The sequence below is a fragment of the Saccharomonospora xinjiangensis XJ-54 genome, from assembly GCF_000258175.1.
Taxonomy (GTDB): domain Bacteria; phylum Actinomycetota; class Actinomycetes; order Mycobacteriales; family Pseudonocardiaceae; genus Saccharomonospora; species Saccharomonospora xinjiangensis.
On sequence record NZ_JH636049.1, the window covers coordinates 1,181,232 to 1,205,546 of the forward strand.

The 24,315-nt window shown below is 68.3% G+C and carries 24 protein-coding genes and 2 pseudogenes; 7 read left to right on the forward strand and 19 right to left on the reverse strand.

The genetic code is table 11. The features are described from left to right. Positions 1–175: 175 nt before the first annotated feature. The 14 genes from SACXIDRAFT_RS04835 to SACXIDRAFT_RS04900 all read right to left on the reverse strand — a co-directional run bounded on the left by SACXIDRAFT_RS04835 (position 176) and on the right by SACXIDRAFT_RS04900 (position 11,647). Positions 176–499 carry a DUF2469 domain-containing protein gene (locus tag SACXIDRAFT_RS04835; RefSeq protein WP_006237370.1) on the reverse strand — a complete coding sequence of 108 codons (324 nt, stop codon included), beginning with the start codon at positions 497–499 and terminating at the stop codon, positions 176–178. Next, positions 496–1,335, reverse strand: coding sequence for a ribonuclease HII (locus SACXIDRAFT_RS04840; RefSeq protein WP_006237371.1), 840 nt, complete (start codon positions 1,333–1,335; stop codon positions 496–498). The genes SACXIDRAFT_RS04835 and SACXIDRAFT_RS04840 overlap by 4 nt, the downstream gene beginning before the upstream one ends. A 4-nt stretch (positions 1,336–1,339) precedes the next feature. Then, entirely contained in the window at positions 1,340–2,317 is a 978-nt protein-coding gene (gene lepB / locus SACXIDRAFT_RS04845) for a signal peptidase I (protein WP_040922464.1), read from the reverse strand. Positions 2,318–2,359: 42 nt separating this feature from the next. After that, positions 2,360–2,719, reverse strand: a complete 360-nt coding sequence (gene rplS, locus SACXIDRAFT_RS04850) for a 50S ribosomal protein L19 (RefSeq protein WP_006237373.1) — start codon at positions 2,717–2,719, stop codon at positions 2,360–2,362. Between the two features lie 168 nt (positions 2,720–2,887). Then, positions 2,888–3,667: a tRNA (guanosine(37)-N1)-methyltransferase TrmD gene (trmD, locus tag SACXIDRAFT_RS04855; protein ID WP_006237374.1), complete on the reverse strand. Its 780-nt coding sequence runs from the start codon at positions 3,665–3,667 to the stop codon at positions 2,888–2,890. A 57-nt stretch (positions 3,668–3,724) separates the two neighbouring features. Further along, positions 3,725–4,249, reverse strand: coding sequence for a ribosome maturation factor RimM (rimM, locus tag SACXIDRAFT_RS04860; RefSeq protein ID WP_006237375.1), 525 nt, complete (start codon positions 4,247–4,249; stop codon positions 3,725–3,727). A 16-nt stretch (positions 4,250–4,265) separates the two neighbouring features. Continuing rightward, the gene (locus SACXIDRAFT_RS04865) at positions 4,266–4,505 is read right to left on the reverse strand and encodes an RNA-binding protein (RefSeq protein WP_005444189.1); all 240 of its coding nucleotides are present in this window, start codon (positions 4,503–4,505) and stop codon (positions 4,266–4,268) included. Beyond that, positions 4,502–4,981 (reverse strand): 30S ribosomal protein S16, encoded by a 480-nt coding sequence (gene rpsP, locus SACXIDRAFT_RS04870; protein WP_006237377.1) that lies wholly within the window; start codon positions 4,979–4,981, stop codon positions 4,502–4,504. The genes SACXIDRAFT_RS04865 and rpsP overlap by 4 nt, the downstream gene beginning before the upstream one ends. A gap of 282 nt (positions 4,982–5,263) precedes the next feature. Beyond that, complete coding sequence (locus SACXIDRAFT_RS04875; RefSeq protein ID WP_006237378.1) at positions 5,264–6,076, reverse strand: CPBP family intramembrane glutamic endopeptidase; 813 nt, start codon at positions 6,074–6,076, stop codon at positions 5,264–5,266. Between the two features lie 59 nt (positions 6,077–6,135). After that, positions 6,136–6,858 carry a CPBP family intramembrane glutamic endopeptidase gene (locus tag SACXIDRAFT_RS04880; RefSeq protein WP_006237379.1) on the reverse strand — a complete coding sequence of 241 codons (723 nt, stop codon included), beginning with the start codon at positions 6,856–6,858 and terminating at the stop codon, positions 6,136–6,138. A gap of 71 nt (positions 6,859–6,929) precedes the next feature. Beyond that, positions 6,930–7,994, reverse strand: a complete 1,065-nt coding sequence (locus SACXIDRAFT_RS04885) for an amidohydrolase family protein (RefSeq protein WP_006237380.1) — start codon at positions 7,992–7,994, stop codon at positions 6,930–6,932. Positions 7,995–8,003: 9 nt separating this feature from the next. After that, positions 8,004–9,554, reverse strand: coding sequence for a signal recognition particle protein (gene ffh / locus SACXIDRAFT_RS04890; RefSeq protein ID WP_006237381.1), 1,551 nt, complete (start codon positions 9,552–9,554; stop codon positions 8,004–8,006). A gap of 435 nt (positions 9,555–9,989) precedes the next feature. Beyond that, positions 9,990–10,328 carry a P-II family nitrogen regulator gene (locus tag SACXIDRAFT_RS04895; protein WP_006237382.1) on the reverse strand — a complete coding sequence of 113 codons (339 nt, stop codon included), beginning with the start codon at positions 10,326–10,328 and terminating at the stop codon, positions 9,990–9,992. Beyond that, positions 10,325–11,647, reverse strand: coding sequence for an ammonium transporter (locus tag SACXIDRAFT_RS04900; protein ID WP_006237383.1), 1,323 nt, complete (start codon positions 11,645–11,647; stop codon positions 10,325–10,327). Before SACXIDRAFT_RS04900 ends, SACXIDRAFT_RS04895 begins: the two co-directional genes overlap by 4 nt. A gap of 252 nt (positions 11,648–11,899) precedes the next feature. Between SACXIDRAFT_RS04900 and SACXIDRAFT_RS04905 the strand changes: the two genes are divergently transcribed. The 3 genes from SACXIDRAFT_RS04905 to SACXIDRAFT_RS04915 all read left to right on the forward strand — a co-directional run bounded on the left by SACXIDRAFT_RS04905 (position 11,900) and on the right by SACXIDRAFT_RS04915 (position 14,033). Then, positions 11,900–12,766, forward strand: coding sequence for a putative RNA methyltransferase (locus SACXIDRAFT_RS04905; protein WP_006237384.1), 867 nt, complete (start codon positions 11,900–11,902; stop codon positions 12,764–12,766). A 7-nt stretch (positions 12,767–12,773) separates the two neighbouring features. Continuing rightward, on the forward strand, positions 12,774–13,448 hold the full coding sequence (locus SACXIDRAFT_RS04910; protein WP_006237386.1) for a hypothetical protein: 675 nt from the start codon (positions 12,774–12,776) through the stop codon (positions 13,446–13,448). A gap of 174 nt (positions 13,449–13,622) precedes the next feature. Then, positions 13,623–14,033, forward strand: a complete 411-nt coding sequence (locus tag SACXIDRAFT_RS04915; protein WP_006237387.1) for a pyridoxamine 5'-phosphate oxidase family protein — start codon at positions 13,623–13,625, stop codon at positions 14,031–14,033. 21 nt (positions 14,034–14,054) lie between these two features. Here the strand turns inward: SACXIDRAFT_RS04915 and SACXIDRAFT_RS04920 are convergent, their stop codons facing one another. After that, the gene (locus tag SACXIDRAFT_RS04920; protein ID WP_040922467.1) at positions 14,055–14,816 is read right to left on the reverse strand and encodes a LamB/YcsF family protein; all 762 of its coding nucleotides are present in this window, start codon (positions 14,814–14,816) and stop codon (positions 14,055–14,057) included. 410 nt (positions 14,817–15,226) lie between these two features. Between SACXIDRAFT_RS04920 and SACXIDRAFT_RS22220 the strand changes: the two are divergent. Then, positions 15,227–15,727: pseudogene (locus SACXIDRAFT_RS22220) on the forward strand (IS5 family transposase); the annotation flags it as partial. A gap of 50 nt (positions 15,728–15,777) precedes the next feature. On the opposite strand, the gene SACXIDRAFT_RS04930 reads toward SACXIDRAFT_RS22220, so the two are convergent. From SACXIDRAFT_RS04930 to aceB, 3 genes and pseudogenes are all read right to left on the reverse strand, one after another. Next, positions 15,778–16,128: a hypothetical protein gene (locus tag SACXIDRAFT_RS04930; protein ID WP_232285251.1), complete on the reverse strand. Its 351-nt coding sequence runs from the start codon at positions 16,126–16,128 to the stop codon at positions 15,778–15,780. A gap of 87 nt (positions 16,129–16,215) precedes the next feature. After that, a pseudogene (locus SACXIDRAFT_RS22985) lies at positions 16,216–16,614 on the reverse strand (DUF6973 domain-containing protein); the annotation flags it as partial. Positions 16,615–17,142: 528 nt separating this feature from the next. After that, entirely contained in the window at positions 17,143–18,717 is a 1,575-nt protein-coding gene (gene aceB / locus SACXIDRAFT_RS04940; RefSeq protein ID WP_006237391.1) for a malate synthase A, read from the reverse strand. A gap of 128 nt (positions 18,718–18,845) precedes the next feature. On the opposite strand from aceB, the gene SACXIDRAFT_RS04945 reads away from it, so the two are divergent. Next, a complete protein-coding gene (locus SACXIDRAFT_RS04945) occupies positions 18,846–19,622 on the forward strand; it encodes an IclR family transcriptional regulator (RefSeq protein ID WP_006237392.1) in 777 nt (258 codons plus the stop codon). A gap of 206 nt (positions 19,623–19,828) precedes the next feature. Here the strand turns inward: SACXIDRAFT_RS04945 and ftsY are convergent, their stop codons facing one another. Continuing rightward, positions 19,829–21,307 carry a signal recognition particle-docking protein FtsY gene (gene ftsY / locus SACXIDRAFT_RS04950; protein WP_040922046.1) on the reverse strand — a complete coding sequence of 493 codons (1,479 nt, stop codon included), beginning with the start codon at positions 21,305–21,307 and terminating at the stop codon, positions 19,829–19,831. A gap of 280 nt (positions 21,308–21,587) precedes the next feature. Between ftsY and SACXIDRAFT_RS04955 the strand changes: the two genes are divergently transcribed. Together SACXIDRAFT_RS04955 and SACXIDRAFT_RS04960 are read left to right on the forward strand one after the other, a co-directional pair. Beyond that, positions 21,588–22,793: an anhydro-N-acetylmuramic acid kinase gene (locus SACXIDRAFT_RS04955; protein WP_006237394.1), complete on the forward strand. Its 1,206-nt coding sequence runs from the start codon at positions 21,588–21,590 to the stop codon at positions 22,791–22,793. A gap of 9 nt (positions 22,794–22,802) precedes the next feature. Continuing rightward, on the forward strand, positions 22,803–24,311 hold the full coding sequence (locus tag SACXIDRAFT_RS04960; protein WP_006237395.1) for a sodium:solute symporter: 1,509 nt from the start codon (positions 22,803–22,805) through the stop codon (positions 24,309–24,311). Positions 24,312–24,315: the final 4 nt, after the last annotated feature.

Consider the following 24,315-nt stretch of genomic DNA (forward strand, 5'->3'; position numbering starts at 1 on the left):
CTCACGCTCGTCACCCCCGATGATCGCTACTGCTGGTCAGCACCAACGCTGCCAGCACGACCACCGGGACACCCAGCTCACCATCGCGCCCCTGTGGACAACCCGGCCCTTGTGGACAACTCCCGGGACAGCGCTCCCAACACGCCTGGATGTGCTAGGCGCCGGGGCGAGCACGTCAGCCCCCGAAGGGCCCGTCCTCAGGCAACCGCAATTCCGGCTTGTCGAGCTCCTCGACGTTGACGTCCTTGAACGTGATCACTCGAACGTTCTTGACGAAGCGCGCCGGACGGTACATGTCCCACACCCACGCATCGGACATCCGCACTTCGAAATACACGTCGCCGCCACCGTCACGTACCTGCACGTCCACGGCGTTGGCCAGGTAGAAGCGCCGTTCCGTCTCCACGACGTACGAGAACTGGCCGACGATGTCGCGGTACTCCCTGTACAGCGACAGCTCCATCTCGGTCTCGTATTTCTCGAGATCCTCTGCGCTCATGAAACCCGAGCCCCTTCTCGCGCGCCCTGCAACCCGTCGTCGGCAGAAGCTCCATTCTCGCTCACCACCGCCGTGTCGGCACCCGCCGCGACGGCATGCGTACCAGCCACCACACCCGCCTGCAACGCGGCGAAACTCAACAGCACCCTTCGCGGCGGTCGCATACCGTGCGCGGCCCCGGCAGAAGCCACGTTGGTGAACGACCAGCGGTGTGCCTCGCACGGACCGTGCTCGGCGAGCGCCGCGCCATGCTCGGCGGTCGTGTAGCCCTTGTGGACGTCGAAACCGTACACCGGATACTCGGCATGCAGGCCCGACATGATCCGGTCCCTCGTCACCTTCGCCAGCACGGACGCCGCGGCCACACACGCGACCGCGCGGTCACCCTTCACCACTGGCACGCTCGGAGCGGGAAGGCCGGGGACACGGAAACCGTCGATGAGCACGTAGCCGGGGCGGATCGAGAGCCCTGCCACGGCTCTGCGCATTCCCTCGATGTTCGTGACGTGGATGCCGTGTGCGTCCACCTCGGCCACGGGGACGACGACGATCGAGTAGTCCAGCGCCCTCCTGACGACCTGCTCGTACACGCGGTCACGGGCAAGCGGGGTGAGCAGCTTGGAGTCCGTGAGTTCGGCGAACCGGGAAGCATCGCCGGGGCGCAGAACGCAGGCGGCCACCACGAGCGGGCCCGCGCACGCTCCGCGACCGGCCTCGTCCACACCGGAGACGGGGCCGAGCCCTCGCCGATCGAGTGCGGACTGCAACGCCCACGCCGTGTCGCCACGGATGACGGCGCGAGGTGGGCGGAGCACACTCACGCTGTGAGCGCTCACTGCGCTATCGCTCCCGTCTGAAGCGGCTCGCCAACCGGCGCACTCCCGCACCGGCTTTCCGGCCCACCACCAGTGTGGGCCAGGCGGCCAGCGCTCCCGCGACGAGGGGCAGTCCCTGCTGCCACTCCGGAGCACTCATCGCCGAGGGCAGTTCCACGGAAGCCTGCGGGTTGTGATCGCTCACCACGTCCCAGCGGGACGGCGGGAGCACGATGAGCCTGGCCTTGCCGATGATGTTCTCCACGGGGACGGCACCGCGCTCGCCACCACCGCCCTGGTATCGCGAGTCGGACGAGTTGTTGCGGTTGTCGCCCATCACCCACACGGAGCCCTCAGGCACCGTCACCGGCCCGAAGTCGCGCTGCTCGGCGTTGCCGCCCTGCCAGTAGATGTAGGGCTCGTCCAACGGACGACCGTCCACAGTGACACGGTTCTGGTCGTCACAGCACTCGACCGTCTGGCCTCCGGTGGCGATGATGCGCTTGACGAAGTCGCGTTCGTCCGGCGGCGCGAGCCCGAACGCGGCTCCCAGTTTCTGGAAAAAGCTCGCGATCGGGTTACCGGAGGAGTCGCTCGGCGGATCGTCCTCAACCCACGCGTCAGGACCGCGAAAGACGACGACGTCGCCGGGCTCGGGATCGGCGAAGTTGTAGGTGACCTTGTCAACGAGGATGCGATCGGGAGTGCATCCTGGACAGCCGTGCAGCGTCTGCTCCATCGAGCCCGACGGGATCATGTAGACGCGGGCGACGAACTGCTGGATGAGAAATGCCAGCACGAGTGCGACGACGATCAGAATAGGCAGTTCTTTCCAGAAGGAACGCTGCTTCTTCCGCTCCGCTGATCGCTCCTCACCGTCGTCGGCCCCGGAAGCCGGCCGATCGCCCTGACCGGACCCCGAAGAGGAAGCGTCCGAAGACGCTCTCACCTCGTTGTCGTCCTCAGGGCGATCCGGCTCGCCTTCCGCAGCGTTCGAGGGCACTGACTCCACCACGTCGTCAGACTACGGTAGTCGGCCGACTACTCAGGAAGCAGAGGGGGTTTCCCGGCGTTCCTTGATCTTGGCGGCCTTGCCGCGAAGGTCGCGCAGGTAGTAGAGCTTGGCGCGACGGACATCGCCACGACGGGCGATCTCGATCTTGGCGATGTTGGGCGAGTGAACGGGGAAGGTCCGCTCGACGCCGACACCGAAGGAGACCTTGCGCACGGTGAAGGTCTCGCGGATGCCGCCGCCCTGGCGGCGGATGACCACGCCCTCGAAAACCTGGTTGCGCTCGCGGTTGCCCTCGATGACGCGGACGTGAACCTTCAGCGTGTCGCCCGGGCGGAAATAGGGGATGTCAGAACGCAGCGACTGAGCGTCCAACGCGTCCAGGGTGTTCATCGGTGTCCGTCCTCGTCCTTGTGTGGCATGTAGCTTCTTGATCGGGGCGCGCGCCGACCAGCCGGTGTCAGCCGGTTTCAGCCGATGTCGTGGCGGCGGACGGCCCAGGATCTTCGGCGCGTGAACCGGTCGCGCCAACCTCGCAAGTATTGCAGACGTGCGAGGGCGTCACTCACCGGCCTCCCGCCGGAGCCGGTCGAGCACCTCGCGATCGTGCTTGTCCAGGCTACCTTCCGGTAGCCGTTCGAGCAGGTCGGGCCGACGGTGGAACGTCCTCGTCAACGACTCGTCGCGCCGCCACCTGTCGATCCGCGCGTGATTGCCCGAGCGGAGCACGGGCGGCACGGCGAGATCTCGCCACACCTCCGGTCGCGTGTAACTCGGGCCTTCCAGGAGCCCGTCGGAGAACGAGTCCTGTTCGGCGGAGACGGGATTACCCAGAACACCCGGCAGCAGCCGTGCGACCGCCTCGACCATCGCGAGCACGGCGACCTCACCCCCGACCAGCACGAAATCCCCGATGGACACCTCGTCCACGGGCATCCGCCTCGCCGCGTCGGTCAGCACCCTCTGGTCGATGCCCTCGTAACGACCGCACGCGAACACCAGATGCCGCTCGGTGGCATATTCGCGCGCCGTCTGCTGTGTGAAAGGACGACCAGCCGGTGTGGGCACGACGAGCCGGGTGTGCTCACCGCACACGTCGTCCAGCGCCTCGCCCCACACCTGGGGTTTCATCACCATTCCGGGCCCGCCGCCGTAGGGAGCGTCGTCCACCGCTCTGTGGACGTCGTGCGTCCAGTCGCGCAGATCGTGCACACCGATCCCCAGCAGGCCGCGTTCGACGGCCCTGCCGAGCAACGCGGCACGCAGCGGTTCGAGGTACTCCGGGAAGATCGTGACCACGTCGATGCGGAGTGGCGGCGTGGCGGAACTCGACTCGCTCACCTGTTCCTTCTCAATCCTCGTGCGCCGTGAACGATGGCATGGGCAGGCACGACAGGCTCAGCCGTCGAGCAGGCCCTCAGGCGGATCGAGCACGATCCGGCCCTCGGTGACATCGACGCGAGGCACGATCGCGGTCACGAACGGCACGAGGACCTCGCGGCCCGCGCCGGGCTCCCCGACCTCGACGGAGAGCAGCTCCCCTCCTGGCGAGTGGATGATCTCGCGAACCGTTCCGACGACTGTGCCGTCGGCCAGCTCGGCACGCAGACCCTCCAGCTCGTGGTCGTAGAACTCGTCGGGGTCCTCGATCGGGGGCAGATCCTCGGCATCGGCGAGAAGAGTCAGCCCCCTGGCTTCTTCCGCGGCGTTTCTGTCGGGCACCTCGGTGAACCGCACGAGCAGCCGTCCGCCGTGAGGACGGACGGCTGCCACGGTGAGCCTGCGGGTGCTGCCGTCCCGCGCGCGGGCGGCGAGCACCGCACCGGGTGCGAAACGCTGTTCGGGCGAGTCGGTGCGCACGTCAACGGTGAGTTCACCGCGAATGCCGTGCGGCTTCACCACCCGCCCCACAACGACCTGCACTCCCGGAGCCTTCCGGTCAGCGGTCGGTGTCGATGACGTCAACGCGGACGCCGCGACCACCGACCGAGCCCATCACGGTGCGCAGCGCGGTGGCCGTACGACCGCCGCGGCCGATCACCTTGCCGAGGTCGTCGGGGTGGACGTGGACCTCCAGTGTCCTGCCACGACGAGTGGTGATCAGCTCCACCTGTACGTCGTCGGGGTTATCGACGATGCCGCGCACCAGGTGTTCGAGCGAGTCGGCGAGGAAGCTCACGCCTCGTCGGCCTTCTTCTCGGCCGAGTCACCGGACTCGGACGACTCGGCGGCGGCAGCGTCGGACGACTCGGCCTTGTCCGCCTTCTTGCCACCCTTCTTCTTCGGCGTGGTGGCCTCGACGCTGGGCTCCTCGTTGGCCGCGGCCAGCGCCGCGTTGAACAGGTCCTGCTTCGAGGGCTTCGGCTCGGCCACGCGGAGCGTGCCCTCGGCGCCGGGAAGGCCCTTGAACTTCTGCCAGTCGCCGGTGATCTCCAGGATGCGCTGCACCGGCTCCGTGGGCTGGGCGCCGACCTTCAGCCAGTACTGAGCACGCTCGGAATCGACCTCGATGAAGCTCGGCTCCCGCTTCGGGTGGTACTTGCCGATGGTCTCGATGGCCCTGCCGTCACGACGGGTGCGGGCGTCCGCGACCACGATGCGGTAGTAGGGCGCGCGAATCTTGCCGAGGCGCTGCAGCTTGATCTTGACAGCCACGGGTGTGGGTACTCCTGTCGTCTTCTCGTACTCGGGTCGGGACACGATCCGAGTGGGGAGCCGGATCCAGGTGCCCGTAGGTATGGGTGGTCGCCCCGGCACGGTGAGAGGGCCCGGACCGGAGCGGGCAAGCTCCCATTTTGCCAGAGTGGGCGAACTCGGTGCGTGCCGGGGAGCGCGAGCACTCCGTCGGCACGGCACCCGGCCCGGCCCCGCGCGGGGATCGGCCGCGGGAAAAAGGGGTCCGTGACACCCAGGGGGAGGGGAATCCGGAGAGGCCCGTCAGGCCGCGATGACCCCGAGTGAGGTCAGCAGTATCGCCAGCGCGGGAAGGAAGTTGTTCATCTGGTGGGCGACGATGCTGCCGAGCAGGCGGCCGGTGACGAGCCTCGCCAGCCCGATCGGTATGGCGATCACGATCAGCAGCGACGTACGCAGAGGTTCGAGGTGGCTCATCGCGAACACGGCCGTTGACAGCACGAACGCCGCGAACCTGCCCCATCGCTCGGTGCCCCAGCCCAGCCGTTCGGCCGCTCCCCACAGCAGGCCCCGATAGATGATCTCCTCGCAGATCGGCCCGAGCAGCCACAGGTACACGAACATCGTCACGGCTGCGGACACCGACATCGGTTTGTCCTCCACCAGCGCGCCGATGGCCGAGGTGGCGTTGTGCTCCCCCACCACACGGGTCCAGACCAGCACGCCGACGACCGTGAACACCAGACCGAGCGCGCCGAACTTGAGGCCGACCTTCACGTCGTCCCACCGCCAGGCCAGGCACAGGTCGGCGAGTGGGCCGTTGCCCCGGATCTTGGTGACGGCGAGCGCGGCGAGCGCGGCCAGCACGGTGGGCGTCATCGTGCCGATGAGCACGTCGCGCACGGGGATCGACTCCGGTGTCGTCCTGCCGAGGAACGCCCCGACGAACGCCGCCGTGGCCAGTAGCACCCCCTCGACGAACAGGAACGCGCCGAAGCCCCATCGGTGGGTCGGCCGGTGAAGACCCGGTTGCCCGCTCGCATCCTGTTCCTGCCGTGCAGGCACACCGGAGTCCACCGCGTCCCCGGCAGGGTCCTGCGCGTCCGATGACCTCACGCGATGCCTCCACCGTTTCAGATGATCTTCCCGATCGAGCCTACTGGGTGGGCTTCCGGTCAGGCGGCGCCGAACAGGAGCAACGCGGGTGGAAGGTTGTTGGTGGCGTGCGCGATCATGCTGGCACTCACCCTGCCGGTGATCAATCTCGCCGCCCCGATGGCGATGCCCTGGCCCAGCAGGGCGAGTGTGCGTTCCGGCTCGCCGTGCACCTGCGCGAAGAGCAGAGCTGTCAGCACGAGGATCGCCCAGGGCGGCACCCGGTAGTGTTCCAGGCCGGTCCACAACGCCCCCCTGAACAGCAGTTCCTCGGTCAGCGGTGCCGCGACGACGACCACGAGCGCAGCCAGCACGAGCCACGCGAGGTCGGAGGTCATGTCCCGGAGTACATCCGTTGTGGAGTCGTCGGAGAGATAGTCGTCGCCGTAGACCTGGAGCAGGACGAGGTTCAGGACGTAGGCGGCCAGCAGGGAGAACCCGCCGCACGCCAGTCCCACCCGCACGTCCCTCCCTGTGGGGCGGAGTCCGAACTCGGCCCGCACGCCCCTGCCCCACCTGCGGGACGCGAGCACCGGGCCGAGGCCGAGCAGGAGGTTAGGGACGAAGGCCAGCAGGACGAGCGGTCCGAGGTCGGAAAGACCGATGCTGCCGTGGAACGCGAGCCCGGACAGCAGCAGCGAGAGCGCGTAGTACGCGCCGAGCGAGGCGATGAAGGCGAGCAGCGCCCAATGCGCTCCGAACACCAGCCCGTCGCGGGCCGACATCGACCCCTCGTCCTCCACCACACCTCCAACGCCGCGGACGTCGTCACAGTCACGTCGAGGCCAACATTACGGTGGAGCGGCCGGGGCCGTCAGTCGATCAGATTCCCGCGCAGGACGATGTGGCGCGGTCTGCGCAGCACCGAAAGGTCCTCGCGCGGATCCTCGTCGAACACGAGCAGATCGGCGGAGGCACCTTCGCCGATGCCGTCGGCGCCGAGCCATTCCCTCGCGGCCCATGATGCCGAGGCGAGTGCCTGCTCCTTGGTCATGCCTGCCTTGTGCAAGGCCTCGACCTCGTCAACGAGCCTGCCGTGCTCGACCATGCCACCGGCGTCCGACCCCGCGTACACGGCGACACCGGCATCAACGGCGGCGCCGACCAGGTCGTTGACGCCGGCGTGCAGTGACCGCATGTGGGCGGCGTAGGTCGGGTACCGCACCGCGCTGTCGGCGATGGCGGGGAAGTTGTCGATGTTGATGAGTGTCGGCACGAGGGCGACGCCCCTGTCGGCCAGTTCCGTGAGCTGGTCGTGGGACAGTCCCGTGCCGTGTTCGAGGCAGTCGATGCCCGCCTCGATCAGACCGGGGAGGGCATCCTCACCGAACACGTGGGCCGTCACACGTGCCCCGGCATCGTGTGCGACCTGGATCGCCTCGGCGAGCACGTCGTCGGGCCACAGCGGTGCGAGATCGCCCACCGAGCGGTCGATCCAGTCACCGACGAGCTTCACCCATCCGTCACCGTCGGCGGCCTGCCCGGCCACGGCGGCGGGCAACTCGTCGGGGTGAGCCAGTTCGATGGCGAAGCCGGGCAGGTAGCGCTTCGGCAGTGCGAGGTGACGCCCGCTGCGGATGATGCGCGGCAGATCGTCCTGGCGCTGGAGCGGGCGCACGTCGAGCGGCAACCCGCAGTCCCTGATCAGCAGCGTGCCCGCGTCCCTGTCCCGCAACGCCTGTGCGCGTGCCTCGTCGAGAGTGGTCGGGCCATCGGGGCCGATGCCGGGGTGACAATGCGCATCGACAAGTCCGGGAAGCACGAACGCCCCATCGAGCGTGCGGGCGCCCTCGACGGGGTCGAAGGTGATCCGGCCCTCGCTGATCCAGACATCGCGCTCCTCGCCGTCAGGCAGCACGACCCCGCGAATGTGGTACACGGCCCCCGCCTACTTCTTCTTCGGCAGCTTGAGCTTCGAAGGGTCGAAGCCCGGCGGAAGCTCGTTCAGGCCCCCTCCGAGCTGAGAGAGGTCGGGCATACCGCCACCGGCGCCGCCCTGAGGGAAGCCACCGGGGAAGCCTGCGGGGAAGCCGCCCTGCATCCTGGGCTGCGTCGGTCCCTTGCTCTTGCCCTTCTTGCCCTTCTTGCCCTTCTTGCCCTTGCGCTTCTTCGTGGCGCTCGCGCCCATGCCGAAGCCGAACCGGCCCGCCATCTGCTGCATCATCTTGCGGGCCTCGAAGAACCGGTTCACCAGGTCGTTGACGTCGCGCACCGTGACACCCGAACCTCGCGCGATGCGCTGCCTGCGCGACGCATTGATCATCTTCGGGTTGGCCCGCTCTGCGGGGGTCATGCCCCGGATGATCGCCTGGAGGCGGTCGAGGTGCGCGTCGTCCACCTGCGCGAGCTGGTCCTTCATTTGCCCCGCGCCGGGAAGCATGCCAAGCAGATTGCCGATGGGGCCCATGCGCCGCACGGCCTGCATCTGTTCGAGGAAGTCCTCCAGCGTCAGCTCGCCGGTACCGAGCTTCGCTGCGGCCTGCTCCGCCTTCTCCTGATCGAACGCCTGCTCGGCCTGCTCGATCAGCGTGAGCATGTCGCCCATCCCGAGGATGCGGCTGGCCATCCTGTCGGGATGGAAGACGTCGAAGTCCTCGAGCTTCTCGCCGTTGGAGGCGAACAGGATGGGCTGGCCGGTGACGTGCCGGACGGACAGTGCGGCACCACCGCGTGCATCGCCGTCGAGCTTCGTGAGCACGACGCCGGAGAAGCCGACACCGTCGCGGAACGCCTCCGCCGTGGTGACCGCGTCCTGACCGATCATGGCATCGACGACGAACAGCGTCTCGTCGGGCGTGATCGCGTCGCGGATGTCGGCGGCCTGCCGCATCAGTTCCTCATCGACACCGAGTCGGCCTGCCGTGTCAACGATCACCACGTCGTGCTGGGCCCTGCGTGCCTCGTCGATCGACCGCCGCGCCACCTCCACGGGGTCGCCGACGCCGTTGCCGGGCTCGGGCGCGAACGTGGTGACGCCTGCGCGTTCGCCCACCACCTGGAGCTGGGTGACGGCGTTGGGCCGCTGAAGGTCGCACGCCACGAGCAGCGGGGCGTGCCCCTGCTTCCTCAGCCACAGCGCGAGCTTTCCGGCCAGCGTCGTCTTACCCGAACCCTGAAGACCCGCCAGCATGATCACCGAGGGCGGGTTCTTGGCGAGGTTGATCCTGCGGGTCTCGCCACCGAGGATGGCGACGAGCTCCTCATTGACGATCTTGATGACCTGCTGGGCGGGGTTGAGCGCCTGCGAGACCTCCGCGCCCTTGGCTCTGTCCTTGACCTGCTTGATGAACTCCCTGACCACGGGCAGAGCGACGTCGGCCTCCAGCAACGCGATCCGGATCTCCCGGGCTGTCGCGTCGATGTCGGCTTCGGAGAGCTTGCCCTTGCCGCGCAAGTTCTGCAGGACCGACGTGAGCCGGTCGGAGAGTGTGTCGAACACGAGGTGCACGCTCCAGCAGGTCGTGGTTATCCGGACCGGGCCAGGTGTACCGGGGCCCGACCGCGACTCCCAAGGGTAGACGACTCCGGCACCACGACGGTCGGCCCGCCCGGCCGGACGCTCCCCCCATTGCGCCCCCCTACCGGCCGGACGTGCCTGCTCGGTGAGCGCTCGCCGGGTCCAGCGACGTCGCGACGTTCGCCAGACCCCCAGAACTGGCGACCGCCCGGGTCGGTCGAGCGTCTCACCGAGGTGACTACAGCTTGCCCGTCACGGCGCCGCACCGGCAGCGTGAAGACACTGAGTAACCGGTGAGTAGTCCTACGCAATCCTTCTCGGGGGTATCCCCCATGCCTCGTTGACCCACCCGCCCGCGTCGCGGGGAAGGCCGGGGCGAACGGCGGAGACTCGCCCTCGGCACGACCATCCCTCGCGTCACAACGCCTCGGTGTCACGTTCACCGGTGCGGACCCTGACCACCGTCTCGACCGGGGTGACCCACACCTTGCCGTCACCGATGTTGCCGGTGCGGGCTGCGGCGACGACGGCCTCCACCACCTTGTCCGCCGTGTCGTCGCCGGTGACGATCTCGATGCGGGTCTTGGCCACGAAGTCCACTGTGTACTCCGAGCCCCGGTAAACCTCGGTGTGGCCCTTCTGACGACCGTATCCCTGAACCTCGGCGACCGTCATGCCCAGCACGCCGAGCCGTTCCAGCGCCGAGCGGACCTCGTCGAGGGTGTACGGCTTCACGACCGCGGTGATCAGCTTCATGACGCGCTCTCCTCGAATGTCCTCACCCGCACCGCGTCCGTCCCGCTCGGCGCGGGTACGGCCGTCGCGGCAGGGGCCGTCCGGTCACCCCGCGCACCGGTGAAGTCGTACGCGGCCTCGGCGTGCTCCGCCTCGTCGATGCCGGAGATCTCCGCGTCGGTGCCGACCCTGCCGCCCGTGATCGCCCTGACCGCGAGACCGAGCACCATCGCCACAACGGCGGAGTAGGCCATCACCGCCACGGCGCTGACCACCTGGGCACCCAGCAGGCCGGCACCGCCTCCGTAGAACAGGCCGTCTCGACCGTCGCCCGCTGTCACGGACGTCGTCGCCATGAACCCCAGCAGCACCGTGCCCGCAAGACCGCCGACGAGGTGGACGCCGACGACGTCGAGCGAGTCGTCGAAACCGAACCGGTACTTCAATCCGACAGCCAGCGCGCACAGCGCACCCGCGACCGCGCCGATGACCAACGCACCCCATGTGTCCACGTAGGCGCAGGCCGGAGTGATCGCGACGAGACCGGCCACCACGCCGGAAGCGGCGCCGAGACTCGTCGCCTTCCCGTCCCTGAGACGTTCGGCGAGCAACCACGCCAGCATGGCGGCGCACGTCGCGGTCACCGTGTTCACGAAGGCGACACCGGCGACACCGTCGGCCGCGTACGCGGACCCGGCGTTGAACCCGAACCAGCCGAACCACAGCAGGCCCGCGCCCAGCATCACGAACGGCAGGTTGTGCGGCTTCATCGGCTCCGAGGGCCAGCCGACCCGCTTGCCGAGCACGAGGACCAGTCCGAACGCGGCGGCTCCCGCGTTGATGTGCACGGCGGTGCCGCCCGCGAAGTCGAGCGCGCCGAGTTCGCCGATCCAGCCGCCGTCGCCCCACACCCAGTGCGCCACGGGGAAGTAACCGAGTGTCGCCCACAGCCCCGCGAACAACAGCCAGGAGCCGAACCTCATGCGGTCGGCCACCGCGCCCGCGATCAGCGCGGTCGTGATGATCGCGAACATCGCCTGGAAGGCGACATCCACCGTGCCTGCCGTCGGGTCGCCCTCTGATGTCATCAGCCCTGAGAGCCCGAGGTGGTCGAGTGGGTTGCCGACCAGTCCCGCGATGTCGGTTCCGTACGCGGTGGAGTAGCCGTAGACCATCCACAGCACCCCGACGAGCCCCATGGCCCCGAAACACATCATCAGCATGTTGAGCACGCTCTTCGCGCGCACCATGCCTCCGTAGAAGAACGCCAGTCCCGGTGTCATCAGCAACACCAGTGCGGCGCTGGTCAGTAACCAGGCCGTGTTCCCCTCCACCGTCATCACGTCGCCTCCTCGCTGCCGTGCGTCCTCCGCGACGTTCCGCGCGTCCCACCGCTCTCACTGAGGCTCGGTCAGTGGTGAGCCCCGGGGGGACGCCCGCGGATCGCGGTTCGGGCACGAGCATGGAAGCGGCACGTTGCGCCGGAACGCTTCCGGTGTTGCGGCGGTGTGAACCCGGCCGTGCCGCGCGTAACGGCCACGTTTCCCACCGGGGCTTCTCGCCCCGCGCCTGCGGCGTGGTCGAATAGGCCCATGCCCCCGACCCCTTCTCCCGCGCTCCCCGCTCCACCCGACGAGGTCGTGGCCGCGCTGCGGTGTTCGGTGTGTGGCGACGCGCTGGCTCGGGATCACCGCATCCTGCGCTGCGCGCGGGGGCACACGTTCGATCTGGCTCGCCAGGGCTACGTGAACCTTTTGCACGCCAAGGTTCCGAAGGGCACGAAGGGCACAGCCGACACGGCGGAGATGGTGGCTGCCAGGGAGGAATTCCTGCACGCCGGTTTCTACGCTCCACTGGCCGACGCGCTCGCGGAGAGGGCGTCGGGCCGCCTCGTGATCGACGCGGGCGCCGGCACGGGTTACTACCTCGCCCGCGTCCTCAACGCGCTGCCCCACGCGGACGGACTCGCGCTCGACGTGTCCGCGCCCGCGCTGAAAAGGGCGGCCCGCGCCCATCCGAGGCTCGGCGCGGCGGTGTGGAACCTGTGGCAGCCGTGGCCGGTGCGCACCGCCGTGGCCGACCTCGTGATCAACGTCTTCGCTCCCCGCAACGCGGCCGAATTCCACCGCGTGCTCGTCCCCGGTGGACGGTTGGTGGTGGCGGGGCCGGGGCGAGGACACCTCGCCGAACTGGTCGAAGAACTCGGGTTGCTCGACGTCGGCGCCGACAAGTCCGAGCGCCTCGACAGCGCGCTGGACGGCACGTTCACGCTCGTGGAACGCGCAACCCTTTCGGACACGGTGTCCCTACCCGCCGAGGACGTCCGGCGTGCCGTTCTGATGGGCCCCAATGCCCACCACCTGCATCGCGACGGTCTCGGCGAGCGGCTCGCCGCCGTCACGAAACCGATGCGCATCACCACTTCGTTCGTCGTGTCCGTCTTCGAGAAGAGGGGGTGAGCCACCGGTGGAACTGCCTGCCACCGCGCTCGCGGACCCCGCATGGGTGGCCGAGGACCTGCGCAGGGCACGACACCTGCACGGCAGCGCCTCCCCCACCGTGCTGAGCACCATCCGGTGGTACTCGGCGTCGTCGGTGCTCGTAGCTCCCGCCCTCGAACCCTGGGTGCACATCGGTGTGGCGCGTGACCCGGCCCTGGAGGCCGTGACGTTGGACGTGACCGCTGACGGCCGGTTCCTCGACGCCCACTCAGCGAGAACCCTGCGGGGCGGCGTCGCCGATCTCGGCACTGCGCTGGCGGTCACGGTGAACGCCGCGGTCACCGCGTTCGCACACGCCGGTGGCGCGTCGCCGCGAGCGTTGTGGGCCGTGGCCGTGGACTCGATCGCGAACCGGCTGCTCTGGACGGCGGCCACCGCAGGCAAGCCGGACTCGGCACCCCTGCTGGCCGACGAGCTGGCCGACCACATGAAACACGCCGCCGGTGGCCTGCCCGGCTGCGTCTGGAACGGCTCGCCGCTCCCGAGGTTCGTCACGGTAGGTGATCGGCTGGTGGTGCGACGTTCGTCGTGCTGCCTGCTCTACGAGGCCCCCACCTCACAGGCGGACAAGTGCGCGAGCTGCCCTCGACAAACCCCTGCCCAGCGAGAACAACGGTTGCGTCTGCTCCTCGGCCCCTGATCGCCACCGAGCCTGCCGATCGGTGGCCGTAGACAGGTCTTTGTGCCCTGCTCGGAGCCGCCCTTCGTGACGCATTGTCGATGTCGAAGCCTCGGCACGCATCGCGGTGACTCCGAGGAAAGGCGACAACGCAAGGGATACGAGCCGGTGACACACCCACGGTCCGCGAAGGCGATGACCGCTCCCGTCGAGATGCGGGAGCTGAGCGAGGTCGAATGCCTCGATCTGCTGAGAACCGAACCCATCGGGCGGCTCGTCTTCACCGAGAAGGCGCTGCCTGCCATCCGCCCGGTGAATTACGTGCTCGACGGGCGCGACGTCATCATCAGGGCGACGGGGGACTCCTGGGCGAGCCGGGTCGCGGGCGCGGTCGTGGCGTTCGAGGTTGACCGCATCGACGGCGCGAGTCACACGGGGTGGAGCGTCGTGCTGCTCGGCACCGCGACGATCATCACCGATGTTGACACGCTGGTCAGGGTTTCGGACTTCCACAGCAGACCGTGGGCACCCGGGCACCGCGACCGTTTCCTGCGCATCCGGGCGGGCAGGCTCACCGGGCGGCGGTTGTCGCTGCTGCCCGCCTGAACTCCGCCATGTGAACTCCGCTCAGACGAACGACTGGACCGACACGCCCGCCTCGGTGAGCGCCTTGCGAACCCGGCGGGCCAGGTCCACGGCACCGGGCGTGTCACCGTGGACGCACAGCGACCGGGGTCGCAGGGACAGCGCGCTGCCGTCCACGGCATGCACGGCACCCTCGACCGCCATGCGCACGCTGCGCTCGACGACGAGGTCGGGATCACGCACCACGGCGTGCGGCTCGCGACGAGAGACCAGCCTGCCGTCCGGGGTGTAGGCGCGATCGGCGAACGATTCCAGCACCACGGACAGTCCCGCGGCCTCAGCCTGTTTCACCAGCTCAGACCCCGGCAGACCGAGGAGGGGAAGCTCGGGGTTGTAGCGGCGGACCGCCTCGACCACGGCGGCGGCCTGCTCGACGTGGGAGACCACGGCGTTGTAGAGGGCGCCGTGTGGCTTCACGTAGCGCACGGACGAGCCCGCGACGCGGGCGAAGCCGTCGAGGGCACCGATCTGGTAGATGACGTCGTTGGCCAGGTCGTGCGGGTCCATGTCGATGAACCGGCGGCCGAACCCGGCAAGGTCCCGGTAGCCGACCTGCGCCCCGATCGTGACGCCGCGCTCGGCCGCGTGTTCGGTGACCCTGCGCAGTACGCTCGGGTCACCCGCGTGAAAGCCGCACGCGATGTTGGCGCTGGTCACGACATCGAGAAGCGCCTCGTCGTCGCCGAGAGGCCAGGCGCCGAAGCCTTCACCGAGATCACTGTTGAGGTCGATCACCACGTCCACGTCCGACAGGGTAGTCGCGTTCGGGATCACCGTGGATGGCCCACGTCGGGCAAATCGGCTCTGCCATGCCGTTTCTTTTCTAGCGGTTCGACACCGTGATTCAGCGACAGCGCAGAGCGGCAACGACCCAGCCGTCGAGGCCGACGACTACTCCGACGGCGCGACGACGTCCGTCCACTCCTCATCCGGCAACTCACCAAACCAGCGACCACAAGATCCACCAGTCATGCCCTAGTGCCTGTCCTCAAAGGGTGTGTTGGTGGTCTGGTTTGATCTTGTTTTGTGGTGCGTAGGCATGAGTTGACGGATGAGCAGTGGGCCGTGGTGGAGCCGTTGTTGCCGGTTTCGGGGGTCAGGGGGCGCCCGCCGCAGGCACCGTGTCCACACAGGGGGCGAGCGGATTCTGCGGCGGACAGACCGAGCCAGATGATCATGCTATCGGCCGCTCTCGGGGCGGGCCCACCACCAAGATTCATCTGGCCTGCGACGGCCATGGCAGGCCGATCTCGGTCGTTCTCACCGGCGGTAACGTCAATGACTGCACGGTGTTCACCCAGGTCATGGCAGGTGTCAGGTTCGGCCGTAGCGGGCCGGGCCGACCCAGCACCCGGCCAGCGCGGGTGATCGCGGACAAGGGCTACAGCTCCCGCGCCATCCGCGCCTATCTGCGCCGCCGGCACATTCCCGCGACGATTCCCGAACGACGAGACCAGCAGACCCATCGTCGGCGCCGGGGCCGCACCGGCGGCCGCCCACCAGCCTTCGACCGGGCCACCTACCGCCGCCGCAACACCGTCGAACGCTGCTTCCAACGCCTCAAACAGTTCCGCGCCATCGCCACCCGCTACGACAAAACAGCCCTGTCCTACCAAGCAATGATCGACCTCGCCACCCTCACCCTCTGGCTTTGAGGACAGGCCCTAGGAGCATCGGCTTGCCGTGACCGCTGCCCGACCACTTCTCAGTTCGGCTGGGGCGGGGTCGGGTCGTCGATCTCGATAGTGCTGCCTGTGCCCCGCAGCACGACTTCCGAGGAGAAGTGCCCCTCTCCCATCAACCGCCCGGTGGTGCCCTTCATCTGGACGACCTCCCGGTCGCGCATGAACACCAGGATGTTGCCCTCGGTGTCGAACCCGTACTCGGATTCTGGTAGCGGCGCGCCGACCTCGCGCTCGACCCACTCCTCGGTGTGTGGGCCGATGATGATGTGCACGGTGGTCCACTCCCCTGGCACCAGATCCTTGAGTGGTGTGCTCTTCTGGCTACTGCGCAGCTCGCGTACTTGCTCGGCGAACTTCTCGTCGTACTCCATCGACCCACCTTCTTCTCCCGAGCCACATCCGATGAGCGTGGCAAGCAGAACGAACACCAATCCAACGACTCGCATCAAAGATCCCATTCAGTAACCACGTTCCGGGTAGGCCGAGGGGTCCTCCGGTGTGGTGTGCCCTCTGCGCTCCGGATTGTCGGTGGGCCATTCTTTTCCGGGGCCGGTGTCCCTGGTCTGGCCGAAATCGAGCTGATCACTGCGCACCAGCTTGTCGTCTTGACTGATGACGACCATCTCCCCGTCGCGTACGGCTTGCTCGACGAGCGAAGCCAACTCGTCAGGGCTCGCGTCGGGGTTCTCCATCGCGATGCGCCTGCCGACCTCATGGTTGTGCAAATCCATGGCCACCGGCGTGGGGTGGCTGGCCGGGTTGCCCTCGTGCGCGGTGGCGAACTCCGCCGCCCAATCCTCGCCATAACGCTGGGCCATGCGGGCGTTCCAGTAGGCGTGCCGGAACGCGTCGGCGTGTCCGTCGGTGCCGCCTTGGCCTTCGTTCTACCCCGGCCGCCATACGGTCTCGCGTAGTTGGAGGGATTGCCGTCGGAGTGGCGGTTGATCCAGGAGAGTCCGCCGAGGCCGAGGTGATGTTGGCTCGGGGAAATCGTCGGCGATGCGGACGCTGGGCCACTGGCGGCCTTTGGCCTTGTGGACGGTTAAGACGGTGACCTCGGCCGCGATTTCGTTAGACAATGAGGACAGAGTGTCGAGGACGGCGTCCGACCAGACCGCCGAGGCCCGCGAGGTCCGCACCGGTCTCCGCTACGTGCTCGAGGTATTTGACCGCCGCCGCCCGACGAGCCTCACCGTGTTCGACCCGTCGCCACCGAATTCCGGATACAACCGGCGGCGTCGGCGACACGACTTCGGTGGGTAACCGATCGTTGGGGCCGTGGTCGTCACCGGCCACAACGGCCGGACCACCCGCGCCGCGAGGCCCGTCACACGGCGGTGCCCCGGCCTGCACCGGAACCGGCGCGACCGGGGCACGGGATCGCCTCAGCTGATGCGCTCGTACGCGGGCAGGGTCAGGAAGTCGGCGAACTGCTCGGCGAGCGCCACCTGCTCGAACAGCTCGACCGAAGGGGCGAGCAAATCAGCGGGGATGACGTCGGTGAGTTCGCCGCGCACCTCACCGAGCACCGAGCGCACGAGGCCGGCCGTGACCTTCTCGCCGGTGTCGAGTTCCACTTCGTTGCGAACCCACTGCCACACCTGCGAGCGCGAGATCTCGGCTGTCGCCGCGTCCTCCATGAGGTTGTGGATGGCCGCCGCGCCGTTGCCGCCGAGCCAGGAGGCGATGTAGCGCACGCCGACGTCCACGGCCTGCCGCAGGCCCTCCTTGGTGGCACGGCCCTCGGTGGCGGCGACGTCAAGAAGCTCGTCGGCCGTCACGGAGACGTCGTCGCGCAGGCGGTCGAGCTGGTTGGGCTTGTCGCCGAGGACCTTGTCGAACTCCTCCTTGCACAGGGCCACCATGCCGGGGTGGGCCACCCATGAGCCGTCGAACCCGTCCCTGGCCTCGCGAGCCTTGTCGTCACGGACCTTGGCGAACGCCTTCTCGTTCACCTCGGGGTCCTTGCTCGGGATAAACGCGGCCATCCCGCCGATCGCGAACGCGCCACGCCGGTGGCAGGTGCTCACGAGCAGTTCCGTGTAGGCCCTCATGAACGGCGCGGTCATGGTGACGCTGTTGCGGTCGGGCAGCGTGAACTTCTCACCCGCGTCGCGGAAGTACTTGATGACGCTGAACAGGTAGTCCCAGCGCCCCGCGTTGAGGCCGGAGGCGTGCTCACGCAGCTCGTAGAGGATCTCCTCCATCTCGAAGGCGGCAGGGATCGTCTCGATCAGCACCGTGGCGCGGACGGTGCCGTGCTCGATGCCGAGCGTCTTCTCGGCGTGGGTGAAGACGTCGTTCCACAGCCTCGCCTCGAGGTGGCTCTCCATCTTCGGCAGGTAGAAGTAGGGGCCCGCGCCCCGGGCCAGCAGTTCCTTCGCGTTGTGGAAGAAGTACAGCCCGAAGTCCACGAGCGCGCCCACGCCCTTGCGGCCGTCGAAGGTGATGTTGCGCTCGTCGAGGTGCCAGCCCCGGGGCCGCACGACGATCGTGGCGTGCTCGACATCGTCGCGCAGCCGATACTGCTTCGTGCCCGTGTCCAGCTCGATGGTCTTCCGAACGGCGTCGTACAGGTTGACCTGGCCCGACACGACATTGGCCCAGTGGGGCGTGTTGGCGTCCTCCAGGTCGGCCAACCACACCTTCGCGCCCGAGTTCAGCGCGTTGATGGTCATCTTGCGGTCGGTGGGACCGGTGATCTCCACCCTGCGGTCACGCAGCGCGGGCGGAGCCTCCGCGACCTTCCACTCGGACTCGCGGACCTCGCGGGTCTCGGGAAGGAAGTCGAGCCTGCCCGTTCGCTTGGCCTCCTCGCGACGCCGCACTCGCGCCGCGAGCAACTCGTCCCGCGTGGCCGCGAAAGCGGAGTGGAGCCCGGCGACGAACTCCAGCGCCTCGTCCGTCAGGATTTCCTCGCCACGCTCGACAGCGGCGCCGAGCACGCGCACATCAGACATCGAAACACCCCAAACATCCATACCCGGAGGACACGCGAACTGCAGAACAGTCACCACGGTCAAGATCTTCTGTATCTCGGACTATAGTTTCTACATTGCGGAACCTCAACGCGAGAGGAGTCACCCCGGTGGCGACAGCCAGAGCGAGCAACGGGGGCGTTCAGTCGCTCCAGCGTGCGTTCGAGCTGCTGGAGAGGCTCGCCGACACCGGAGGGGAGGCGAGCCTCTCGGAGCTGGCGGCCTCGTCGGGACTGCCGATGCCCACGATCCACCGGTTGATCCGCACGCTGGTCACGCTCGGGTACGTGCGGCAGAACGCCAACCGCCGCTACGCCCTCGGCGCGCGGCTCATCCGGCTCGGCGAGAACGCGAGCCTCCAGTTCGGCACGTGGGCGAGGCCGCTGCTCGCCGAACTCGTTGACGAGGTCGGCGAGACAGCCAACCTCGCCGTGCTCGAACGCGACGAGGTCGTCTACGTGTCGCAGGTCGCTTCCCGCAGGCACTCGATGCGCATGTTCACCGAGGTCGGGCGCAGGCTCCTGCCCCACGGCACCGGCGTCGGCAAAGCCATGCTGGCCACCCTCGACACCGGCGAGGTGAGGGCGCTACTAGACCGCACCGGTATGCCCGCCTACACCGAGCACACGCACACCGACGTCGAGGGCTTCCTCCAGCACCTCGGAGAGATCACGGAACAGGGTTACTCGCTCGACTCCAGCGAGCAGGAGCTGGGCGTGCGTTGTGTCGCGGTGGCCGTGCCCTGCGCCCCCGTGCCCACCGCCGTGTCGGTGTCGGGTCCGGAGGGCAGGCTGACCGACGAGGCGATGCGGGTCATCGCCCCCGCCGTGCAGCGCACCGCGAAGCGGCTGTCGGAGCAACTCGCCGCGAGACAAGCCGACGAGTGAGGAAAACCCCACAGGGCGACTCGATCGTCTACTGCGCCACGCCACGGCCCTGACCTGTCGGGCAGGTCCACCGGCAACGTCAGAGCGCGAACTCCTGGCGCGGAGCCACGCTGGATGAACTGAGACGCTGGATGAACTGAGACGACGAGGCCACCGCCCCGAAGGCAACTCGCGGGACGGTGGCCTTGCGTTTGCGCTGTTCCCGGTTATGCCAGCAGGGCGTCCACGAACGCCTCAGGCTCGAACGGGGCGAGGTCGTCAGGCCCCTCACCGAGGCCGACCAGCTTCACGGGCACACCGAGTTCGCGCTGCACCTGGAACACGATGCCGCCCTTGGCCGTGCCGTCCAGCTTGGTGAGCACGATGCCGGTGACCTCGACGACCTCGGAGAACACCCTGGCCTGCGCGAGGCCGTTCTGCCCCGTCGTGGCGTCGAGGACGAGGAGGACCTCGTCCACCTTGGCCTGCTTCTCGACCACGCGCTTGACCTTGCCGAGTTCATCCATCAGCCCGGTCTTGGTGTGCAGCCTGCCCGCGGTGTCGATGAGCACGGCGTCAACGCCGCTGTCGATGCCTCGCTTGACCGCGTCGAACGCCACCGACGCGGGATCGGCGCCCTCCTTGCCTCGCACCACCTCGGCGCCAACGCGCTCCGACCAGGTCTGAAGCTGCTCGGCGGCAGCGGCGCGGAACGTGTCGGCCGCGCCGAGTACCACCTTGTGGTCCTGGGCGACGAGCACGCGCGCGAGTTTGCCCGTGGTGGTGGTCTTGCCGGTGCCGTTGACCCCTGCCACGAGAACGACCGCGGGCTGCTTCGCGCCGTCAACGGTGTGCGGCAAGGCACGCACGGCGCGGTCCGAGTCGGGGCCGAGCGCGTTCACAAGCACTTCCCGCAGCAGCGCGCGAGCCTGCTCCGGCGTGCGCACTCCACGTGCCGACAGCTCCGACCGCAGGGTCTCCACGATCTCCGTGGTGGTCGCGGCACCGAGGTCGGCGATCAGCAACGTGTCCTCGACGTCCTGCCACGAGTCCTCGTCCAGGTCCCCTGCGCCGAGCAGGCCGAGCAGGCTCTGGCCGAGCGCGGACCGCGACTTCGACAGCCTTCCTCGGAGGCGCTCGATGCGCCCCGCCGCAGGCGCGACCTCTTCCTTCGGCTCGGCGGCAGACGCGACCGATTCCGCTGGTTCCGCCGGGGCGGCCGGTTCGGCCGGTTCGGCCTCCGGTGGCGTGACAGGAGCCTCGGGCTCGGCGACCTCGGGCTCGGTCGTCGCCGGTGCCGTCGTGTCCGTCTCCGGCTCGGCTACGGGGAGACCGGGTTCCGGCCGGGGGTGTGGCACCTCCTCGCGCGTCTGGCGCGTCTCCTCGGGAAGGCGCACATCGACGATGTCCCGTCGTGGCGCGTCCCTGGGGACGGCAGCGTCCTCACCCACGCCGGGTTCACCGTCGGTCTCGGTCCGCTCGGAGACCGGGTGCACGGGAGGCGCGGGTTTCTTCTCGCCACCCGGCGCCAGCGCGATGCCACCGCCTGCCTGATAGCCGCCCCCCTTGGGGCGTTCCTCTTCCCTGCGGCGCTCCAGGCTGATCCTGCGCTTTCGCGCGATCGTCAGCCCGGCCACCAGTGCGACCACGAGCACGACGGCCGCGATGACGATGATCCACAACCAGGTATTCGGCACGACTGCCATCCTCCCACCCTGCGAGCCCGGGAGCAGGACACCCCCGCGCCGCTGCCACCGGCACCTCGACCGTCACAGACCGCCATCGCAGGGTGAGGCCGGACGCCTCGAACGAGCGAAAGTCGCGTCGGCGCAGCGCCACTCAGCGTTGCCACTCGATGGCGCAAGGCTCATCATTTCGCCGTCCTACCACCGACTGTTGGTCAGAACACAACCTTTGTGGCATCTTTTTGGACAATCCTTCACGGGACGTCTTGCTTCCTGGCCTCCCGTGGACTAGACCACCACCGTGGTAGTAAGCACGTCCGAGCTCCGCGTCGTCGGGCTCCTCTCCGGAACGTCGGTGGACGGCATCGACGTCGCCGTCGCCTCCCTTCGCGCCGTCGGCGACGAACTCACCCTGACCCCGCTCGGCCACCGCGAAGTGCCTTACCCGGAGCGGCTGCGGCGCGACATCCTCGCCGCGCTGCCTCCCTCGGGGTGCAGCGCCGAGGAACTCACCAAGCTCGACACCCGTGTCGGCCAGGCGTTCGCCGACGCGGCGGCCACGGCCGTCGCCGAGGTCGCGGGCGGCCGGGCCGACCTCGTCGCCTCGCTCGGCCAGACCGTGTTCCACTGGATCGAACAGGGCAGAGCCGAAGGCACACTGCAGATCGGGCAGCCCGCGTGGATCGCCGAACGCACCGGGCTTCCCGTCGTGGCCGACCTTCGGGTGCGCGACGTCGCGGCAGGCGGTCACGGCGCACCGCTGGCCAGCACGCTCGACGCGCTGTGGTTGCGCTCGACAGCCGAACGTGAGAGCAAGCCCGTCGGTGCCCTCAACATCGGCGGGATCGCGAACCTCACCGTGGTCCACCCTGACGGCTCCGTCCTCGCCTACGACACCGGTCCCGGCAACGCACTGCTCGACATCGCCGCAGCCGAGGTGACGGCCGGAGCCCAGCACAGCGACCTCGACGGGGCACTCGCCTCGCGGGGAACGGTGAGGCAGGACCTGCTGTCCCGGCTGCTGGCCGATCCGTACTATGCCGCAGACCCCCCGAAGTCAACCGGCAAGGAGTATTTCCACGCCGCCTACCTCCGGCAGGCCACCGAGGGTCTGCCGCCGATCGACGGCCCCGACCTGCTCGCCACGCTCACCGAACTGACCGCGGCCACGGTGGCCGCCGAGTGCCTGCGCCACGGTGTGACCCGCGTTGTGGCGTCAGGAGGAGGGCTGCGTAACCCCGCTCTCGTGGCCGCGCTGCGCACCAGAATGACCGTGGTGCCCAGCGACGAGAACGGTCTGCCCTCCGACGCCAAAGAGGCGTATCTCACCGCGCTGATCGGTTGGCTGACCTGGAACGGAATCCCCGCCAACGTGCCGAGCGCGACAGGCTCGGCAGGACCGCGCATCCTCGGCGCCATCACGCCCGGAGCAGGTCCGATGACACTGTCGGCACCGCACCCGCAGCCCGTGACCCGACTGCGGGTCACACCCCTCGAAACACCGTAGGAGACAGCCATGCGCGCACTGGATCTCGCGATCATCGCGATATTTCTGATCGGGTCGCCGCTGCTGGGCGTTCTGCTCGGCGGCAAACAGAAATCCTCGTCCGACTACTTCGTCGGCAGCAGGCAGGTGCCGTGGTGGGCGGTGACGTTCTCCGTCGTCGCCACGGAGACCTCGACGCTGACGGTGATCAGCGTGCCGACGGTCGCCTACCTCGGCAACATCACCTACCTCCAGCTCGCGATCGGTTACCTCATCGGCCGCATCCTGGTGGCGTTCGTGCTGCTGCCCCGCTACTACGCGGGTGACCTCGTCAGCGCCTACGGTTTCCTCGGCAAGCGGTTCGGCAAGGGCATGCAGGGCACCGCGTCGGTGACCTTCCTCGTCACCCGGCTGCTCGCCGACGGTGTGCGGCTGTTCGCCACCGCCATCCCGGTCAAGATGGTGCTCGACGCGCTCGGACTCGACGTCTCCTACTGGATGATCATCGCGGCCATCGCCGTCATGGCCGTCGTCTACACGTATCTCGGCGGCATCAAGGCCGTCATCTGGGTCGATGTCGTGCAGATGAGCATCTATGTCCTCGGTGCCGTCGCGGCGGTGTTCGTGCTCGCGGGCAAGCTGCCCGACGGCTGGTTCGGCTCGCTCGGCGACCAGGGCAAACTCCAGTTCTTCGACTTCTCGTCAAACATCGTCACCAACCCGTACGCCTTCATCACCGCCGTCGTGGGTGGTGCGCTGTTCGCGATGGCGTCGCACGGCTCCGACCAGCTCATGGTCCAGCGCCTGCTGGCGTGCAAGAACGTGCGCGACAGCCAGAAGGCCGTGATCGCCAGCGGTGTGGTGGTGTTCTTCCAGTTCGCGCTGTTCCTGCTCGTCGGCGCCATGCTGTGGTCGTTCTACGACGGTGCCGACCCGGCGTCGATGGGCTTGCAGGCCAACGACGAGCTGTTCCCGAAGTTCATCGTGGAGCAACTGCCTTCCGGGCTGTCGGGTCTGCTGATCGCGGGCATCCTCGCCGCGGCGATGAGCACCATCTCGTCGTCGCTGAACTCGCTCTCGACGTCCACGGTCAGCGACATCTACCAGCGGATCACGAAGAAGGAACTGCCGGACGCGGTGGTGTTGAAGCAGGCGAAGCTGTGGACGCTCATCTGGGCAGGCGTGTTCGTCGTGTTCGCGTCGATGTTCACGAGCACCGATCAGCCGGTGGTCGAGGTCGGCCTGAGCATCGCCAGCTACACCTACGGCGCGCTGCTCGGCGCGTTCGCGCTCGGCATCCTCGTCAAGCGGGCCCGCCAGTCCGACGCGATCATCGCGTTCGCCTGCACGATCGTCGTGGCCGCCGTGTTCATCCTCGGCGTGACGTTCACCGTCGATGGTGAGGAGAAGAGCCTGGCCTTCCCGTGGTACGTGCCGCTCGGCGTCATCGTGACCCTCGTGGTGGGCGGTCTGCTGTCGCTGCGCCACCCCGCGGCGGCCGGACCCGACGAGCTGGAGCGGGTGAAGGAAACGGCCTGACGTC

Coding starts and splice junctions, on each gene's coding strand:
- SACXIDRAFT_RS04895 (WP_006237382.1), bottom strand. CDS start 10,328: ATGAAGCTGATCACCGCGGTCGTGAAGCCGTACACCCTCGACGAGGTC.
- aceB (WP_006237391.1), bottom strand. CDS start 18,717: ATGTCTGATGTGCGCGTGCTCGGCGCCGCTGTCGAGCGTGGCGAGGAA.
- SACXIDRAFT_RS04915 (WP_006237387.1), top strand. CDS start 13,623: ATGACCGCTCCCGTCGAGATGCGGGAGCTGAGCGAGGTCGAATGCCTC.
- rplS (WP_006237373.1), bottom strand. CDS start 2,719: ATGAACACCCTGGACGCGTTGGACGCTCAGTCGCTGCGTTCTGACATC.
- ftsY (WP_040922046.1), bottom strand. CDS start 21,307: ATGGCAGTCGTGCCGAATACCTGGTTGTGGATCATCGTCATCGCGGCC.
- SACXIDRAFT_RS04960 (WP_006237395.1), top strand. CDS start 22,803: ATGCGCGCACTGGATCTCGCGATCATCGCGATATTTCTGATCGGGTCG.
- SACXIDRAFT_RS04930 (WP_232285251.1), bottom strand. CDS start 16,128: ATGGAGTACGACGAGAAGTTCGCCGAGCAAGTACGCGAGCTGCGCAGT.
- SACXIDRAFT_RS04905 (WP_006237384.1), top strand. CDS start 11,900: ATGCCCCCGACCCCTTCTCCCGCGCTCCCCGCTCCACCCGACGAGGTC.
- SACXIDRAFT_RS04835 (WP_006237370.1), bottom strand. CDS start 499: ATGAGCGCAGAGGATCTCGAGAAATACGAGACCGAGATGGAGCTGTCG.
- SACXIDRAFT_RS04900 (WP_006237383.1), bottom strand. CDS start 11,647: ATGACGGTGGAGGGGAACACGGCCTGGTTACTGACCAGCGCCGCACTG.